Annotated in this window: 15 protein-coding genes; 11 read left to right on the top strand and 4 right to left on the bottom strand. The window is 72.6% G+C overall.

The window, feature by feature from the left end:
• Positions 1–28: 28 nt before the first annotated feature.
• The 7 genes from DEI97_RS00520 to DEI97_RS00490 all read left to right on the top strand — a co-directional run bounded on the left by DEI97_RS00520 (position 29) and on the right by DEI97_RS00490 (position 6,208).
• Positions 29–931 carry a polysaccharide deacetylase family protein gene (locus DEI97_RS00520; RefSeq protein ID WP_111075396.1) on the top strand — a complete coding sequence of 301 codons (903 nt, stop codon included), beginning with the start codon at positions 29–31 and terminating at the stop codon, positions 929–931.
• The gene (locus DEI97_RS00515) at positions 931–1,305 is read left to right on the top strand and encodes a hypothetical protein (protein WP_220039220.1); all 375 of its coding nucleotides are present in this window, start codon (positions 931–933) and stop codon (positions 1,303–1,305) included. Before DEI97_RS00520 ends, DEI97_RS00515 begins: the two co-directional genes overlap by 1 nt.
• Positions 1,302–2,351 (top strand): asparaginase, encoded by a 1,050-nt coding sequence (locus tag DEI97_RS00510; RefSeq protein WP_220039219.1) that lies wholly within the window; start codon positions 1,302–1,304, stop codon positions 2,349–2,351. The genes DEI97_RS00515 and DEI97_RS00510 overlap by 4 nt, the downstream gene beginning before the upstream one ends.
• Before the next feature lie 79 nt (positions 2,352–2,430).
• Positions 2,431–3,780 (top strand): MFS transporter, encoded by a 1,350-nt coding sequence (locus DEI97_RS00505; RefSeq protein ID WP_181439293.1) that lies wholly within the window; start codon positions 2,431–2,433, stop codon positions 3,778–3,780.
• Positions 3,777–4,574: an SDR family NAD(P)-dependent oxidoreductase gene (locus DEI97_RS00500; protein WP_258376737.1), complete on the top strand. Its 798-nt coding sequence runs from the start codon at positions 3,777–3,779 to the stop codon at positions 4,572–4,574. Before DEI97_RS00505 ends, DEI97_RS00500 begins: the two co-directional genes overlap by 4 nt.
• On the top strand, positions 4,574–5,320 hold the full coding sequence (locus DEI97_RS00495; RefSeq protein ID WP_111075395.1) for an SDR family NAD(P)-dependent oxidoreductase: 747 nt from the start codon (positions 4,574–4,576) through the stop codon (positions 5,318–5,320). The genes DEI97_RS00500 and DEI97_RS00495 overlap by 1 nt, the downstream gene beginning before the upstream one ends.
• A gap of 24 nt (positions 5,321–5,344) precedes the next feature.
• Entirely contained in the window at positions 5,345–6,208 is an 864-nt protein-coding gene (locus DEI97_RS00490; protein WP_111075394.1) for an NAD-dependent epimerase/dehydratase family protein, read from the top strand.
• Between the two features lie 2 nt (positions 6,209–6,210).
• Here DEI97_RS00490 and DEI97_RS00485 read toward each other — a convergent pair whose 3' ends face one another.
• Complete coding sequence (locus tag DEI97_RS00485) at positions 6,211–7,185, bottom strand: DNA-3-methyladenine glycosylase family protein (protein ID WP_258376736.1); 975 nt, start codon at positions 7,183–7,185, stop codon at positions 6,211–6,213.
• Between the two features lie 72 nt (positions 7,186–7,257).
• Between DEI97_RS00485 and DEI97_RS00480 the strand changes: the two genes are divergently transcribed.
• The 4 genes from DEI97_RS00480 to DEI97_RS00465 all read left to right on the top strand — a co-directional run bounded on the left by DEI97_RS00480 (position 7,258) and on the right by DEI97_RS00465 (position 10,987).
• A complete protein-coding gene (locus tag DEI97_RS00480) occupies positions 7,258–8,286 on the top strand; it encodes a 6-phosphofructokinase (RefSeq protein ID WP_111075393.1) in 1,029 nt (342 codons plus the stop codon).
• Between the two features lie 143 nt (positions 8,287–8,429).
• A complete protein-coding gene (locus tag DEI97_RS00475; protein ID WP_111075392.1) occupies positions 8,430–9,407 on the top strand; it encodes an MDR family oxidoreductase in 978 nt (325 codons plus the stop codon).
• An 87-nt stretch (positions 9,408–9,494) separates the two neighbouring features.
• On the top strand, positions 9,495–10,163 hold the full coding sequence (locus DEI97_RS00470) for a GntR family transcriptional regulator (RefSeq protein ID WP_111075391.1): 669 nt from the start codon (positions 9,495–9,497) through the stop codon (positions 10,161–10,163).
• Positions 10,164–10,201: 38 nt separating this feature from the next.
• Complete coding sequence (locus DEI97_RS00465) at positions 10,202–10,987, top strand: ABC transporter ATP-binding protein (RefSeq protein WP_111075390.1); 786 nt, start codon at positions 10,202–10,204, stop codon at positions 10,985–10,987.
• A gap of 108 nt (positions 10,988–11,095) precedes the next feature.
• Here the strand turns inward: DEI97_RS00465 and hemL are convergent, their stop codons facing one another.
• From hemL to DEI97_RS00450, 3 genes are read right to left on the bottom strand one after another with little or no spacing between them, the layout of a single operon-like run.
• Positions 11,096–12,430 carry a glutamate-1-semialdehyde 2,1-aminomutase gene (gene hemL / locus DEI97_RS00460; RefSeq protein ID WP_111075389.1) on the bottom strand — a complete coding sequence of 445 codons (1,335 nt, stop codon included), beginning with the start codon at positions 12,428–12,430 and terminating at the stop codon, positions 11,096–11,098.
• On the bottom strand, positions 12,427–13,482 hold the full coding sequence (gene hemB, locus DEI97_RS00455; protein ID WP_258376735.1) for a porphobilinogen synthase: 1,056 nt from the start codon (positions 13,480–13,482) through the stop codon (positions 12,427–12,429). The genes hemL and hemB overlap by 4 nt, the downstream gene beginning before the upstream one ends.
• Positions 13,479–14,228 carry a uroporphyrinogen-III synthase gene (locus DEI97_RS00450; RefSeq protein ID WP_111075387.1) on the bottom strand — a complete coding sequence of 250 codons (750 nt, stop codon included), beginning with the start codon at positions 14,226–14,228 and terminating at the stop codon, positions 13,479–13,481. The genes hemB and DEI97_RS00450 overlap by 4 nt, the downstream gene beginning before the upstream one ends.
• Between the last annotated feature and the right edge of the window lie 83 nt (positions 14,229–14,311).

Raw genomic sequence — 14,311 nt, 5'->3', positions numbered from 1 at the left:
TTGCAGAGCAGACGAGAGACGGTGCCCCATGGTGAAAGAGATCTTCGTGTCCTTCGGCGTCGACATCGACGCCGTCGCGGGCTGGCTCGGCTCCTACGGCGGAGCCGACTCACCGTCGGACATCCAGCGCGGGATCTACGCCGGCCGCACCGGCGTGCCCCGGCTGCAGCGCGTCTTCGACCGCGCCGACATCAAGGCGACGTGGTTCATCCCCGGCCACTCGCTCGAGACCTTCCCCGAGCAGTGCCAGGCCCTGTTCGACGCCGGGCACGAGATCGGCGCCCACGGGTACAGCCACGAGAACCCCGTCGCGATGACGGAGGCGCAGGAAGACGCCGTCATGGAGCGCTCGGTCGAACTCATCACCCAGCTCACCGGCACCCAGCCGACCGGCTACGTCGCCCCCTGGTGGGAGCTGAGCGCGTACACGCCGACGCTGCTGGAGAAGTTCGGGTTCAGCTACGACCACAGCCAGCAGCACAAGGACTTCGTCCCCTACTACTCGATCGTCGGCGACTCGTGGACGCCGATCGACTACGCCCAGGACCCGCACACCTGGATGACCCCGCTGGTGCACGGCCACGAGATCGACCTCGTCGAGATCGCCGCGAACTGGTACGTCGACGACCTGCCGCCGATGATGTTCATCAAGTCGAGCCCGAACAGCCACGGCTTCGTCAACCCCCGCGACGTCGAGCAGATGTGGAAGGACCAGTTCGACTGGGTGTACCGCGAGCTCGACTACGCCGTGTTCCCGATCACGATCCACCCCGACGTGTCCGGGCGACCCCAGGTGCTGCTCATGATCGAACGGCTCATCGAGTACATCGGCGGACACGAGGGCGTCCGGTTCGTCACCATGAACGAGATCGCCGACGACTTCCGCGTCCGCTTCCCCTTCGCCCGCCCCGAGCGTCCGCGCGAGTACTGATGTGCGGCGCATGCGGCAGCGCCGGCGGAACGCCCGACGCGTACGCCCGCGGGGTCGAGGACTCGCCGGCAGCACGCAAGCGGGCGCAACTGGCGCTGGTCGCCTGGGGCGCTCGCCTGTTCACCCCGGAACACGTGCGGGTGCACGAGGCGCCCGGGACCGTCCGGGTGCTCGTCGTCGGGCCGACCGGTCAGGGTGTCCTCGCGCAGGGGGTCGACGGGGTGCTGGACGCGGTCGACCGGGTCGGGCCGGGGACCACCGACTGGACCGTCGTGGCGGAGCGGCTGCGTGCCTCCCGTCCGGACGACGGCGCCGACTGGACGTACCGGAGCCTCGCGCAAGCGGTGGCCCGACGGCGGGAGCCGGCGCTGTGATCGACACCACGCTGCCGACGGTGACCTACCTGGCCCTCGGCGGGACCATCGCGAGCATCACGACCGGAGGCACCGGAGACACGGGAGGCCCCGCTCACCGGCCCGGTGCGGTCCCGCGACTCGACGCCCACGACCTGCTCGCCGGCGTGCCCGCGATCGCAGAGGCCGCCCGGGTCGACGCCCACCAGCTCACCCTGGTCCCCTCGCCGTCCCTGGGCTTCGACGACGTGCAGAGCGCCCTCGGAGCCGCACGGCGAGCGGTCGAGGCCGGCGCATCGGGTGTCGTCGTCTCGCAGGGCACCGACACCATCGAGGAGACCGCCTACCTGCTCGACCTCGGCTGGGACCACCCGGAACCGCTCGTGGTCACCGGCGCCATGCGCCACGCGTCCGCGCCCGGCGCGGACGGTCCGGCCAACCTGCTGGCAGCGGTGCGCGTGGCCCTGGAACCGGCCGCACGGGGCCGCGGCGTGCTCGTCGTGCTCGACGACGAGGTCCACGCCGCCAGCACGGTGCGGAAGACGCACACGTCCTCGACCGGGGCGTTCACCTCGCCCGGGACCGGGCCACTCGGCTGGGTCGCGGAGGGACTGCCCGTCTTCCACGCCCCCGCACAGCAGGCACCCGCCGTCACCGACCACGTCGCCCCGCTGCCACCGGTCGCCCTGCACCGCGTCAGCCTCGACGACGACGGACGTGTCCTCGAGGCGCTCGGGGACCTCGGCTACCGCGGCGCGGTCATCGAGGGCTTCGGCGGCGGGCACGTGGCGGAACGCACCCTCGACGCCGTCCGCACGCTGGCCCGGCGGATGCCGGTCGTCATGGCGTCGCGGACCGGCGCCGGGCCCACCCTCGCGGCGACCTACGGCTTCCCCGGCGGCGAGGTCGACCTGCTCGCCGCCGGACTCGTCCCCGCCGGGTCCCTCGACGGACTCAAGTCCCGCCTGCTGCTCGCCGTCCTGCTCGCCGTCGACGCTCCGCACGACCGTGTGCATGCGGAGTTCCGCGCGCGCGGCCGGGGCTCCTACCCCCAGCGCCGTCCCTGATCCGCGTTCCTGATCCGCCGACGCTCCACCACGCACGGCCCACCCGATCCGCCAGCACCGCAGCATCGAGAGGAAGACCATGTCCACCACGACCATCCGCGAGCCGGAGGACGTCCAGCTCGACACCGGGACGTTCCCGGCGATCGGCGCCGCCGAGACCAAACGCGGCGCCACCCTGGCCTTCTTCGCCTGGACCCTCGCCGTCTACGACTTCATCATGTTCGGCACGCTCCTGCCCCGGATCGCCGAGGACTTCGGGTGGAACCAGCAGACCGCGCTGCTGGCGAACACCCTCGTCAGCGTCGGGGTCTTCGTCGTCGTCATCCTGGTCGGGCTGTTCGTCGACCGGCTCGGCCGCCGTCGCGGCATGATGGTCACGATCGGAGGCGCGGCACTGTCGTCCCTGCTGACGGCGGCCTCGACCGGGGTCGCCTCGCTCGTCGGCTTCCGCGCGCTGAGCGGGTTCGGCATGGCGGAGCAGTCGGTCAACTCCACCTACCTCAACGAGGTCTTCGCCCTCACCGAGATCGAGGGCATCCGGAAGCGCCGCGGCTTCTTCTACAGCCTGGTGCAGACCGGATGGCCGATCGGTGCCCTCCTGGCCGCCGCGTTCATCGCCGGGATCAACGGGCTGTTCGGACCCGACTCGTGGCGGATCGCGTTCCTCGTCGCCACCGTCCCCGCGCTGTTCGTGCTGTTCCTCCGCAAGGGCATCAAGGAGACCCCGCAGCACCGTCTCAACACGTACCTGCGGCAGCTCCGGAAGTCCGGTCGCGCCGACGAGGCGAGCCGGATCGCGGCCCGCTTCGGGGTCGTCGAGGACGAGCGACCGTCACTGCGGGCGATCTTCGGCAAGCGTTACGCCCGCAACACCGTCGTGCTGTCGATCGCGTGGATCGTGAACTACTTCGGCATCACCACGACGAGCGTGCTCGGCACCACGATGCTCGAGGACGTGAAGGGCGTCGACACGAGCATGTCGCTGCTGATCATCGTGCTCTCCAACGTCGTCGGCGCCGCCGGGTACCTGTTCCACGGTTGGCTCGGGGACGTCATCGGCCGCAAGACCACCATCGTCGGCGGCTGGCTGCTCGCCGGGGTGTGCTGGACCCTGTTCGTCCTCGGCCCGGACGACTTCGGGTACGTCCTGATCACGTACATGCTGACGCTGTTCTTCCTGCTCGGCCCGTACGCCTCCCTGCTGTTCCTGCAGGCGGAGTGCTTCGACTCCAGCTGCCGCGCCACCGGTTCCGCGTTCGTCACCGCCATGGGCCAGCCGGGATCGATCATCGGGTCCGCGGTGCTCACCGCCCTCGTCGCCGGCAACGTCGGTCTCGGACCGGCGGCCGTCGTCGTGGGTGCCGGCGGCATGGTCCTCTCCGGGCTGATCATGCTCGCGACCAAGCGCGTGGCGGTGATCGAGCATTGAGCACGCCCACGTCGGAGGCCGTGTACTCCGAGTTCGCCGGACGGGTCGCCGTCATCACCGGCGCCGCGAGCGGGATCGGCGCAGCACTCGCCGTCCAGCTCGCCGAGCACGGGGCCGACATCGTCATCCCGGTGTTCGCCGGTGACCCGCACGACCCCTCGGTCGTCGTCGCAGCCGTCGAGGCGGCCGGAGGTCGAGCGCTGACCGTCCCCGCCGACGTCCGCCGGACCGAGGACGTCGACGCCGTGTTCCAGGCGGCGCTCGACCGGTGGGGCCGTGTCGACCACGTCGTCGCCGGCGCCGGCGTGCTCCGGCGGCAGCCGCTCGACACCATGACCGACGCCGCCTGGGACGACATGGTGCAGGTCGACCTCAACGGCGTGATGCGCACCCTCCGCGCCGGCGCGCGCCACCTCGGCTCCGGCGGGTCGATGGTGGCGGTCTCCTCGATCGCGGGCGGCGTCTACGGCTGGGTCGCGCACAGCCACTACGCCGCGTGCAAGGCGGCGGTGATCGGGCTCGCCCGGAGTGCCGCCGCCGAACTGGCGCCGCGCGGGATCCGCGTGAACACCGTCATCCCCGGCCTGATCGAGACACCGCAGTCGACGGACGCGACGAACTCGCTCGGAGCGGCGGGCCTCCAGGCAGCGGGTGCCCGCATCCCGTGGGGTCGTGTCGGGACCGCGGCGGAGGCGGCGGCCGTGATCCGCTTCCTGCTCAGCCGTGAGGCGCGGTACGTCACCGGACAGGAGCTCCTCGTGGACGGCGGGATGACCATCCTGATGGCCGACTGATGCGCGGCGACGTGTTCGACCTCGACGGAGCCACCGCGCTCGTCACCGGCGGTGCCAGCGGCATCGGGCTCGCGATCGTCGAGGCCTTCGTCGCCGCCGGTGCACAGGTCGCCGTCGCCGACCGCGACGTCGATGCCCTCGAAGCGGTCGCCCGGCGGCTGGACGTCCTGACCGTCGTCCTGGACGTCACGGACGAGGCGGACGTCGAGGCCGTCGTCGTGACCGTCGACGCCGAACTCGACGGCATCGACGTCCTCGTGAACGCCGCCGGTGTCCTCTCCCAGGCGCCGCTCGAGGAGCTGTCCACGGCCGACTGGAACCGGATCGTCGCCGTCGACCTCACCGGCGTGTTCCTGATGATGCGCGCGGTCGGTCGTCTGATGCTCCGCGACGGCGGTGGGCGCATCATCAACCTGGCCTCGCAACTGGCGATCAAGGGCGGGTCCGAGGTCGCGCACTACGCAGCCGCGAAGGCCGGCGTCATCGCACTGACCAAGAGCGCGGCGATCGAGTGGAGCGGGCGGGGTGTCCTCGTCAACGCGATCGCGCCCGGTCCGGTCGTGTCGCCGATGACCGACCGGATGACGCCGCAGTGGCGGGCCGACAAGGCAGCCGAACTCCCGATCGGGCGGTTCGGTGTCCCGCACGAGGTCGCCCCGACCGCCCTGCTGCTCGCGTCCTCACCAGCGGGCGACCTGTACACCGGGCAGACGCTCGGACCCAACTCCGGCGATGTGATGCCGTGACCGCATCCGTGGGAAGGTCGACAGATGTCAGCACACCAGACCGTCGTCATCGCCGGCTGCGGCGACCTCGGCACCGAGGCCGCCCTCCGCTTCGCCGACCTCGGGTACCGCGTCGTCGGCCTCCGTCGCCGCGCTGAACTCCTGCCGGTGCCGATCGAGGGCCGGAGCACCGACCTCCGGAGTGACGTCCCCGAGATCGACCCCGACACCGCGATCGTCGTCGTCGCCCTGGCCGCGGGCAGCCGCGACCCGGACGAGTACCGCGCCACCTACGTCGACGGTCTGCGGAACGTGCTGGACGGGATCGACCGATCGGGGGCGAGCCCGCGGGTCGTCGTCGTGTCCTCGACCGCCGTGTACGACGTGTCCGACGGCAGCGAGGTCACGGAGGCGACCCCGGCCGCTGGCGGTACCCCGACGGCGAGGGTCCTGGTCGAGGCCGAGGCACTGCTCCGCGAACGGGTCGCCGGTGCGGTGCTCCTCCGCCTGTCCGGCATCTACGGCCCCGGCCGCGAGCGGTTGATCGACCAGGTCCGCTCCGGCAGTGCCCGGCTCGCTCCGGCTGATGCCGCGTCCCCGCACACGAACCGCATCCACCGCGACGACGCCGCCGCCGCGATCGTGCACCTCGCGACGCTGGACGACCCGGCACCGACGTACCTCGGGACGGACGACGAGCCGGTCCGTCTCGACGACGTGCTGCGGTTCCTCGCCGACGAACTCGATCTGCCGACACCGGAGCACGGCCCCGCATCGGACCGGCAGGCGGGTGGTGACAAGCGCCTGTCGAACGCGCTGCTCCGCTCGACGGGCTTCGCGTTCCGCTACCCGACCTTCCGAGAGGGCTACCGCGCGGTGCTGGCCGGCGAGGGCACCCACCACCCCTGAGTTCAGTGGCCCCGGTGGTCCTGGATCGTCATCCGCGGCCCGAACGTCGGCTTCCGGAAGCCCGAGCCCGCGATCAACCGCACGACCCGCTCCCGGTGCCCCCGCCAGGGTTCGAGCAGCTCGAGCATCCCGTCGTCGTCGACCGGTCCGCCGGTGAGCGCCCACCCGACGAGCGCGGGCACGTGGTAGTCCCCGACACTTGGCGAATCCGGATCACCGTGCGCCCGTTGCGCCGTCTCGGCGGCGGTCCACGGCCCGACGCCCGGGATCGACTGCAGCCGGCTCGCGACGAGTTCGCCACCCCGGCCCAGGGTCAGCGTCCGCTCGAGCGCCGGCGCGACCCGCACGACGCGCATCACCGTCGCCGACCGTCCGGGCTCGATGCCGGCCTTGTGCCACTCCCAGCTCGGGATCCGCGCCCAGGTGTCGGCGTCCGGCGGGACGACCATGCCCGCCGGAGCCGGCCCGGGAGCGGGCGTGCCGAAGCGCTGCACGAGGTACCGCCACGCCCGCCAGGCCTGGCGGGAGGTCACCTTCTGCTCCATGATCGCCGGCACGAGCATCGCGACGACGGTGTTCGTCCGCAGCAGCCGTAACCCCGGCTGACGGTGTCGCGCCTGGGCGAGGAAGGCATGTGCGGACACGTCGAGCTCGGTCCAGTCGTCCCCGCGGCCGACCAGGTCCGGTCCGTGCGCGACCGCCCACGACGCTCCGGCACCCCAGGCACTGATCGCGACGGTGTCACCGACGGGGCGCACGAGCACCGACGCCGGCCCCTCCGGGGTGCGGAGCGCGAGCCACACGTCGGAGCCGACCACCCGGTGGGCCGGGTCGCCGGAGCCGCGCGACAGGGGCCGCAGCGTCGCGACCACGTCCACCGGGCCTCCCGGCCGGTACACGGTGTCCACGCGACCCGCACCGTCGTCCGCGCCGGGACGGGCCGCCGGAGCTGCGGCGACGGGACGGACGGAGGGCATGCAGGGATGGTAAGCGGAACCGCCGTCAGACATGATGGGCACGTCCCTCCGGACCCGACCACGGGAGTCACCATGCGCATCGGCATCCTCACCTCCGGCGGCGACTGCCCCGGCCTCAACGCGGTCATCCGCGCCATCGTGCTCAAGGGCATCGCCATCCACGGCCACGAGTTCGTCGGCTTCCGCGACGGCTGGCGGGGTGTTGTCGAGGGCGACATCGTGCCGCTCGGCCGCAAGGACATCCAGGGCATCGCGAAGCAGGGCGGGACGATCCTCGGCACCAGCCGCACGAACCCCTTCGAGGGCCCGAACGGCGGCGTCGAGAACATCACGAAGACCCTGGAACGACACGGCATCGACGCCGTCGTCGCGATCGGCGGCGAGGGCACCCTGGCGGCCGCGAAGCGCCTCACGGACGCCGGCCTGCAGATCGTCGGCGTGCCGAAGACGGTCGACAACGACCTGGGCGCCACCGACTACACGTTCGGGTTCGACACCGCCGTGGCGATCGCGACCGAGGCGATGGACCGCCTCCGCACCACCGGCGAGTCCCACTCCCGCTGCATGGTCGCCGAGGTGATGGGCCGCCACGTCGGTTGGATCGCCCTGCACTCGGGCATGGCGGCGGGCGCGCACGCGATCCTCATCCCCGAGCAGAAGACGTCGCTGGCGCAGATCGGCGAGTGGGTGCAGGCCGCCTACGACCGCGGCCGCGCACCGCTCGTCGTGGTCGCCGAGGGCTTCGTCCCCGACCACGAGGACACCGCGCACACCGAGCGCGGCCTGGACGCCTTCGGCCGGCCGCGCCTGGGTGGCATCGGCGAGCGCCTCGCCCCGCTCATCGAGGAGATGACCGGCATCGAGACGCGTGCGACCACGCTGGGCCACATCCAGCGCGGTGGCACCCCGACGGCGTACGACCGGGTGCTGTCCACCCGGCTCGGGCTGGCCGCGATCGACGCGGTCGTCGAGGAGCGCTGGGGCCGGATGGTCGCCCTGAAGGGGACCGAGATCGTGCACGTCTCGTTCGCGGACGCGCTCGGCGAGCTGAAGACCGTGCCGCAGGACCGGTACGACGAGGCCGCCATCATGTTCGGCTGATCGCGGGCGGTCCGCGGGCGGGCGCGTTTCGCGCTCAGCGACACCGTTCGTGCGAGCGGGCGCGAACGTTGTCGCTGAGCGCGAACCGTCGGGCACGCATCAGGCCCGCACCCGACCGGGAGGCCCGGGGTAGCGTCGCGCGCATGACCCGTGCCGTCCTCGTGTCCCGTTCCGCCGCCCCCGCCGTCACCGACGTCGACCTGCCCGCTCCCGGCAGCCGTGAGGCCCTGGTCACCGTCACGAGGTCGAGCGTCAACTACAAGGACGGCCTGGCCGTCGCCGGCGACCCCGGCGTGGTGCGGGCCGATCCGCTCGTGCCGGGCATCGACGTGGTGGGCACCGTCGCCGCGCTCGGCTCGGACGTGCGGGACGTGGCCGTCGGCGAGCGCGTGGTCCTCACCGGCGCGGGCGCGGGCGAGACCCGACACGGCGGCTGGGCGGAGCAGTGCGTGGTCCCGGTCGACTCGCTCGTCACGCTTCCGGAGGACCTCGACGACGACCTGGCGGCAGCGATCGGCACGGCGGGCTTCACGGCGATGCTCAGCGTCCTGGCGCTCGAGCGGGTGGTCGCACCCGAAGACGGACCGGTCCTGGTGACCGGGGCCTCGGGCGGGGTCGGCACGGTGGCGATCGCCCTGCTCGCGGCTCGTGGGTACCGGGTGACGGCGTCGACCGGTCGGCCGGAGAACGGCCACTCGCTCCGGGCACTCGGTGCGACGGACGTCGTCGACCGGGCGCAGTTCGCCGACCCCGGCAAGCCGATGCAGCGGGCGGTCTGGGCGGGTGCCGTGGACAGCGTCGGGGGTGCGACCCTGGCGAACGTCCTCGCGGCGACGCGGTACGGCGGGGCGGTCACGGCGTGCGGGCTGGCGCAGGACACCGCGCTGTCGACGACGGTGCTGCCGTTCATCCTGCGCGGGGTGTCCCTGCTCGGCATCGAATCGGTCGCGGCGCCGCTCGACCTGCGGCAGCGGGCGTGGGCGCGGCTGGGAACAGACCTCGACCCGGCGCTGCTCCGGGCGGTGTCGCGGACCGTCGGGCTGGCCGAGGCGATCGAGGTCGGCGCTGCCGTGGTCGCCGGACGGGTGCACGGGCGGACGGTGGTCGACGTGCGGCGGTGATCCGCGCCTCCCGCCAGTGATTTTGCAACCGTTTGCGCAATGTCACGTTAGGATTTGAATACCGAACACCTTCTGAAGGAGACCCGGATGCCGGTACCCAAGTCGACCGTCGAGAACTCGCCGCGCAAGCTCCTCCGGGACGTCGTCCTCGAGAAGATGCTCGCGGCCATCCAGGACGGGACCCTGCAGGCCGGCGAACGCCTCAACGACGACGAGCTCGTGGCCTGGCTGGGTGTGAGTCGCACCCCGATCCGCGAGGCGATCGCGAAGCTCGTCGACTACGGCCTGGTCGAGATGGAGGCGAACCGGTACACCCGCGTCGCCTCCCCGACCCGCGAAGCCTACGACGACGCCTTCCAGATGCTCTTCGGCTTCGGTGAACTCGCCGCGCGCTGGTCCTTCCCCCGCTTCGAGGACGACGACGTGAAGGCGTTCGGCGCCATCCTCGACGACATGCGCGCGCACGCGAAGGCCGAGGACCGCGCCCTCAACGACGACATCGACCGCGCGATCGCGTTCATGGTGCAGAAGTCCGGCAACGAACTGCTGCTCAAGACGAGCGAATCGCTGCTGAACCGTGCGAAGTTCGTCCGAATCGGCGAGCCCGAGTTCGTCTTCTGGGACGTCGAACAGGCCCTCGACGGCTTCCGCGCCGCCGCGAAGGGTCGCGACGGGGAGGCCGGCGGAGCACTCGTCCGCGGACTCGGTCGCGGGATGGCCGAGCACCTCGCCACCGCCCGGGCCGCGAAGGCCTGACCGCCGTCGGGTCCACCGGGGTGCGCGAGGATGACGGGATGACCGACGCCCTCCTCCGCACCTCCGGACTCCGCGTCACCCGCGGCGGCCGCGACCTGCTGCACGACGTCGAGCTGACCGTCCGGGCCGGCGAGCACTGGGCACTGCTCGGCCCGAACGGCGCGGGCAAGTCCACGCTGCTGGCCGTCCTGGGCGCGACCGGGCACCCCTCCGCGGGCACCGTCGAGTTGCTCGGGCACCGCCTGGGTCGTGCCGACGTCCGGCAGCTCCGCGAGCACATCGGCCACGTCGACCCACGGCACCGGATGCTCTCGCCGCTCACCGTCCTGGAGACCGTGCTCACCGGGCTGACCGGCACGACCGACCTCATGGTGCGGTGGGAACCGACCGCCGAGCAGGTCGCCCGTGCCGAGCAGCACGTCGCCGACGTCGGACTGTCCGCCCGCCGGGACGCCCGCTGGCCGGTGCTGTCGCAGGGTGAACGGGGTCGGGCACTGATCGCGCGGGCGCTGATGGCCGAGCCGCGGCTGCTGCTGCTCGACGAACCGGCGACCGGGCTCGACGTCGCCGCCCGGGAACACCTGCTCGAGACCGTCGACGCGCTGCGGGTGCGGCAGCCGGAGCTCGGCAGCGTGATGGTCACCCACCACCTCGAGGACCTGCCGGCGTCCACCTCGCACGCGATGCTGCTGCGTGACGGGGCCGTCGTGGCGCAGGGGCGCGCGGACGAGGTCATCAGCTCGGCGCGGGTGTCGGCGGCGTTCGACTTCCCGCTGGCGGTCGAGCGGAGCGGTGGGCGCTGGCACGCACGCCGCGCGGACTAGCCGCCCCGCGCCTCCCGTCCGCCCGTCCGTCTCGCGAAACGCAACGTCGGCGCCGTTCCGCAGCGACATTGCGCTGCGTGACGACGCCGACGTTGCGTGTTGCGGGGGTCAGGCGGCGGCAGCCGCCTTCGCGGCGGCGGGCAGGGCGTCGAGGATCTGCGACACCGCACGCTCGTCGTGCGCCGCGGTCAGGAACCACGCCTCGAACACACTCGGCGGCAGCGTGATGCCGGAGTCGAGCATGCTGTGGAAGAACGGCGCGTACCGGAAGACGTCCTGCGCCCGGACGTCGTCGTAGTTCCGCGGCGGGGTGTCCGTGAACGCGAACGAGAACAGGTTGCCGGCGTGCTGCACGGTGTGTGCGACGCCCTCGGCCGACAGGGCCTCGCTCGTCGCCCGCGACACCACGTCGGCGGTGCGGTCGAGGTGCGCGTAGACGTCCGCCGTGGCGGCACGGAGCGTGGCGATGCCGGCGGCGACCGCCAGCGGGTTCCCGGACAGCGTGCCCGCCTGGTACACCGGGCCGAGCGGGGCGAGGAAGTCCATCACCTCGCGACGACCACCGAGTGCGGCGAGGGGCATGCCGCCGCCGATGACCTTGCCGTAGGTGACCAGGTCGGGCTTCCAGCCGGCGCCGTCGGGGACGGTGTTCGACGCCTCGAGACCCCACCAGCCGGCGGGTCCGACGCGGAAGCCGGTGAGGACCTCGTCGACGATGAGCAGCGCACCGTTCGAACTGGTGATCTGCGACAGCGCCCGGTTGAAGCCGCGGTCGGGAGCGAGGACGCCCATGTTCGCGGCGGCGGCCTCGACGATCACGGCGGCGATGCGCCCGGAGTGCTCCTCGAACGCGCGGCGGACGGCGTCGAGGTCGTTGTACGGCAGCACCAGGGTCTGCGCGGCGGTCTCGGCGGTGATGCCCGCACTGCCGGGCAGGGCGAGCGTCGCGACACCCGAGCCGGCCTCGGCCAGCAGCGAGTCGGAGTGGCCGTGGTAGTGCCCGGCGAACTTCACGAGCAGGTCGCGGCCGGTGTACCCGCGGGCCAGGCGGATCGCGGTCATCGTCGCCTCGGTGCCGGTGGACACCATGCGGAGCTTCTCGATCGGACCGTCGCCGTCGACCTGCACCCGCTGCTTCACGAGCTCGGCCAGCTCGGTCTCGCCCGGGGTGGAGGCGCCGAACGACAGCCCGCGGGCCGCCGCCTGCTGCACGGCCTCCACGGTGCCGGGGTGGGCGTGCCCGAGGATCGCCGGACCCCAGGACGCGACGAGGTCGACGTACTCGCGACCCTCGGCGTCGGTGACGTAGGCCCCCTTCGCGTTGACGAGGAACCGCGGGGTGCCGCCGACGGAGCCGTAGGCACGGACCGGGGAGTTCACTCCGCCCGGGATGCTGTTCTTCGCGCGGCCGAACAGCTGGTCGTTGGTCGTCGTCGGGGTCATTCGGGTGCCTTCCCGGTCGTGGCGATGCCGGCGACGTCCGCGGTGCTGCCGGAGGCGCGCAGGCCCGCTTCGTCGTTGAGCTTGCGGGCGATGTCGACCGCGAAGTAGGTGAGGATCGCGTCGGCGCCGGCGCGCTTGATGCCGATGAGGGCCTCCATCGCCGCGGCGTCCCGGTCGATCCAGCCGTTCTGGGCGGCTGCGGTGATCATCGCGTACTCGCCGGAGATCTGGTACGCCCAGACCGGCACCGGCGACGTGTCAGCGGTGCGGGCGAGGACGTCGAGGTAGCTCATGGCGGGCTTCACCATGACGATGTCGGCGCCCTCCTCGATGTCCTGCTCGACCTCGCGCAGCCCTTCACGTCCGTTGCCGGAGTCGAGCTGGTAGGTGCGGCGGTCACCCTGCAGGGTCGAGGCCACGGCCTCCCGGAACGGCCCGTAGAAGGCGGAGGCGTACTTCGCGGCGTAGGCGAGGAGCGCCGTGCCGGAGTGGCCGGCGGTGTCGAGGGCGTCGCGGGCGGCGGCGATCTGACCGTCCATCATCCCGCTCATGCACACCAGTTCGGCGCCGGCCTCGGCCTGCGCGACGGCCATGTCCCGGTACCGCAGGAGCGTGGCGTCGTTGTCGACCGAACCGTCGCTCGCGAGCACGCCGCAGTGGCCGTGGTCGGTGAACTCGTCGAGGCACAGGTCGGACTGCACGACGAGCGCGTCCCCGACCTCTTCCTTCGCCACCCGGATCGCGACGTTGAGGATGCCGTCCGGGTCGGTCGCGCCGGACCCGACGGCGTCCTTGTGCTCGGGCACCCCGAACAGGTTCACGCCGCCGATGCCGACCGACGCGGCCTCGTTGAGCGCGCGGCGGAACGAGTCGAGGGAGTGCTGCTGGACCCCGGGCATGCTCGTGATGTCGATGGCGTCGGTGGCGCCTTCGCGGATGAACATCGGCAGCACGAGCTCGGCGGGGTGGAGCCGGGTCTCGGCGACGAGTCGACGCATCGCGGGGGTGGCCCGGAGACGTCGGGGGCGGACCTGGGGGAAGCGTCCAGTCACGAGTGACCTTCCTGTTCGGGGTGTGGGGTGAGGGTCTCGACGACGGCGTCGAGCAGGGCTTCGGCGGACCGCTCGGCCGCGACGACGTGCACGGGCAGTCCGGCATCGCGGGTCTCGGTGGCGGTACCCGGGCCGATGCAGGCGATCCGGGTCCGCGGGTCCAGTGGGGTGAGGCGGCGGGCGACTTCGCGGGCGACGCTGCCGCTCGTCACGAGGACGACGTCCGGCGCCGGGTCGAGGGTGATCGGCCCGTCGCCGGTGCCCACGGTACGGTACGCGACCACGTCGACCACCAGGATGTCCCGCTCCCGCAGGCCGTCGACCAGGGTCGGGGCGGCGAGGTCGGAGCGCGGGTGCACGACCAGTCCGTCGGTGTCCGGCAGGGCGGCAACGAGGCCCGCGGCCGAGGCGTCGTCCGGCACCAGGTCGACGGGCCAGCCGGCCGCGCGGGCAGCGCGTGCGGTCGCGGTGCCGACGGCGGCGACGCGGACGCCGGACGGGAGGCCCGCCATGCGTCCCACGAGCACGCGCACGGTGGTCGCACTGGTCACCACGAGCCAGGGGCCCGTGCCGCTTCCGGTCGCGGCCGCGGCTGTCGCACGGAGCTGCGCGATCGCCACGTCGAGGGGGCCGGTGTCCGCGGGTGGCTCGTCCGTGATGAGCGGCACCACCACGGGCTCGAGTCCCCGCGCCCGAGCGGACTCGGCGACCCGGGTGCCCCAGCCACCGCCACGCGGTACCAGCACGACAGCGCGGCCAGTGGCAGCGGTGTCCGAGGCAGCGGTGTCCGAGGCAGCGGTGTCCGTGGGGCTCCGGGTGTCGTCCGTGG

The organism is Curtobacterium sp. MCLR17_032 (assembly GCF_003234795.2).
Classification (GTDB): Bacteria; Actinomycetota; Actinomycetes; order Actinomycetales; family Microbacteriaceae; genus Curtobacterium.
Note: the sequence above shows the minus strand (reverse complement) of the source record. Positions and strands in the feature narration are given on the sequence as shown.

Excerpts from the sequence above, each read along its gene's own strand:
- DEI97_RS00520 (WP_111075396.1), top strand. The coding sequence starts at position 29 with ATGGTGAAAGAGATCTTCGTGTCCTTCGGCGTCGACATCGACGCCGTC.
- DEI97_RS00515 (WP_220039220.1), top strand. The coding sequence starts at position 931 with ATGTGCGGCGCATGCGGCAGCGCCGGCGGAACGCCCGACGCGTACGCC.
- DEI97_RS00505 (WP_181439293.1), top strand. The coding sequence starts at position 2,431 with ATGTCCACCACGACCATCCGCGAGCCGGAGGACGTCCAGCTCGACACC.
- DEI97_RS00495 (WP_111075395.1), top strand. The coding sequence starts at position 4,574 with ATGCGCGGCGACGTGTTCGACCTCGACGGAGCCACCGCGCTCGTCACC.
- DEI97_RS00490 (WP_111075394.1), top strand. The coding sequence starts at position 5,345 with ATGTCAGCACACCAGACCGTCGTCATCGCCGGCTGCGGCGACCTCGGC.
- DEI97_RS00485 (WP_258376736.1), bottom strand. The coding sequence starts at position 7,185 with ATGCCCTCCGTCCGTCCCGTCGCCGCAGCTCCGGCGGCCCGTCCCGGC.
- DEI97_RS00480 (WP_111075393.1), top strand. The coding sequence starts at position 7,258 with ATGCGCATCGGCATCCTCACCTCCGGCGGCGACTGCCCCGGCCTCAAC.
- DEI97_RS00475 (WP_111075392.1), top strand. The coding sequence starts at position 8,430 with ATGACCCGTGCCGTCCTCGTGTCCCGTTCCGCCGCCCCCGCCGTCACC.
- DEI97_RS00470 (WP_111075391.1), top strand. The coding sequence starts at position 9,495 with ATGCCGGTACCCAAGTCGACCGTCGAGAACTCGCCGCGCAAGCTCCTC.
- DEI97_RS00465 (WP_111075390.1), top strand. The coding sequence starts at position 10,202 with ATGACCGACGCCCTCCTCCGCACCTCCGGACTCCGCGTCACCCGCGGC.
- hemL (WP_111075389.1), bottom strand. The coding sequence starts at position 12,430 with ATGACCCCGACGACGACCAACGACCAGCTGTTCGGCCGCGCGAAGAAC.